The 1,765-nt window shown below is 69.1% G+C and carries 2 protein-coding genes and 1 pseudogene; all 3 read left to right on the top strand.

The window, feature by feature from the left end; translation table 11 throughout:
* A partial coding sequence (locus HV824_RS35610) for a cation:proton antiporter (protein ID WP_176425251.1) occupies positions 1 to 617 on the top strand: 617 nt, incomplete at its 5' end.
* A 53-nt stretch (positions 618 to 670) separates the two neighbouring features.
* Complete coding sequence (locus HV824_RS35605; protein ID WP_176417839.1) at positions 671 to 1,282, top strand: L-threonylcarbamoyladenylate synthase; 612 nt, start codon at positions 671 to 673, stop codon at positions 1,280 to 1,282.
* A 22-nt stretch (positions 1,283 to 1,304) separates the two neighbouring features.
* A pseudogene (locus HV824_RS35600) lies at positions 1,305 to 1,765 on the top strand (hypothetical protein); the annotation flags it as partial.

The raw sequence follows: 1,765 nt of genomic DNA, 5'->3' as shown, positions 1-1,765 counted from the left end.
GGTGGGAGCTGTTCGGCTCGGTGGTGGTGGGCCTGGTGCTGGCCGTGGGCATGCTCATCTACATGCGCGGCGTGAAGCAGGAGCTGCCGCTGTTCCTGGTGGGCCTGTGCTTCGCGGCGGCCGAAGGGGGCTCGCGCCTGCACCTGTCCCCGCTGCTGGTGTCGCTGGCGGCGGGGGCGCTCATCGCGAACCTGGACGAGCGCGCGGGCGAGCGCATCCACAACGCCATCCAGCAGGCGGGGCTGCCCGTGTTCGCGCTCTTCTTCGCCGCGGCGGGCGCCGGGCTGAAGCTGGACACCCTGCTGACGGTGGGTCCGGCGGCGCTGCTGCTGGTGGGGTTGCGCGGCGTGGCCATCTGGTTCTCCTGCCGCCGCTTCGCCCCGGCGGACGACCCCCGGCTCAAGCGCTACCTGTGGATGGGGCTCATTTCGCAGGCCGGCGTGACGTTTGGCCTGGCGGCCCTGGTGTCCAGGACGTTTCCGTCCTTTGGCCCCCAGGTGGAGGTGCTCATCGTCGCCATGATCACCGCCCACGAACTGGTGGGGCCGGTCCTCACCCGGCGCGCCCTGGCGGCCTCCGGGGAGATCCGCGCGGACGACGCACAGGGAACGGCATAGGCTGTCAGGCATCCACACCTTCAGCAGCAGCCACGGGAGGCACGGAGGACATCATGGCCGCACCCATCCTCGAGGTGGACATGGAGCACCCCTCACCCCGCCACATCCAACGCGCGGTGGAGGTGCTGGAGCGCGGCGGCCTGCTGGCCTACCCGACGGACACCTACTTCGGGCTCGGCTGTGACTTGAGCTCCAAGAAGGGCATCGAGCGGCTGTATCAGCTCAAGGGACGCGACAAGAAGAAGCCCCTGTCCTTCCTCTGTCCGGACCTGTCGGACGTGGCCCGCTATGCGCATGTGAGCAACTTCGCCTACCGGACCATGAAGGGCCTCACTCCGGGTGCGTTCACCTTCATCCTGGAAGCGACGCGCCTGGTGCCGGACCTGATGATGTCCAAGCAGAAGCAGGTGGGCATCCGGGTGCCTGACGCGGCGCTCGTCCGGGAGCTGGCCCGGGCCCTGGGCCGCCCCCTGGTGACGACCTCCGCGACCGACACGGAGGGTGAGCCCCTCACGGACGCCAGGGACATCAAAGACGCACTGGGCCATGGCCTGGACCTCATCCTTGACGGGGGTGTGACGCTCAATGAACCGTCGACCGTGATTTCACTCATCGGCGATTCACTTGAGATCCTCCGGCAAGGGAAGGGTAGGCTGGAGGACTAGAACCCGAGAATAGGGGGATTTCTTGGCACAGGGGGGAACACGGCCGAGCTCCGTGGATGCACCGGAGCAGGTCCCAGGGCTGCTGAAGTTGTTGCTGTTGCTCCTATTCCGGCCGGTGGACCTGCACTTCCGGCTGCGAGCCGCGGGCATCCGCGTTCCAGGGGCCCGGCTGGGGACGTTGTGTAGCGAGCAAGCGGAGGGCGGAGACCGGGCCACGGCCGTCTATGTCCGGCGCATGCTGCTGCTGCTGCTCGTCACCGCGCCGATGGTGACGCAGGTGCTGGGCCTCGCGCTGCTGATGGCGGGCCTGCCGCTGGAGCGAGGCTGGGTGCTGTCGGCGCTGTGCTGCTCGGCGGTGGGGCTGGTGGTGGCGCAGGTGCTGGGGCTGGCCGCGGGCGTTTTGCTGGGCTCGCTGTCCAGCCTGGCCACGCTGCTGGGGCTGCACGCGACGGCCGCGGATGCCTTCGGGCCGGAGCTGGGTGG

It is taken from the genome of Myxococcus sp. AM009 (assembly GCF_013372605.1).
In the GTDB taxonomy this organism is placed as follows: Bacteria; Myxococcota; Myxococcia; order Myxococcales; family Myxococcaceae; genus Myxococcus; species Myxococcus vastator.
This window is presented reverse-complemented; position numbering and strand designations above follow the sequence as displayed.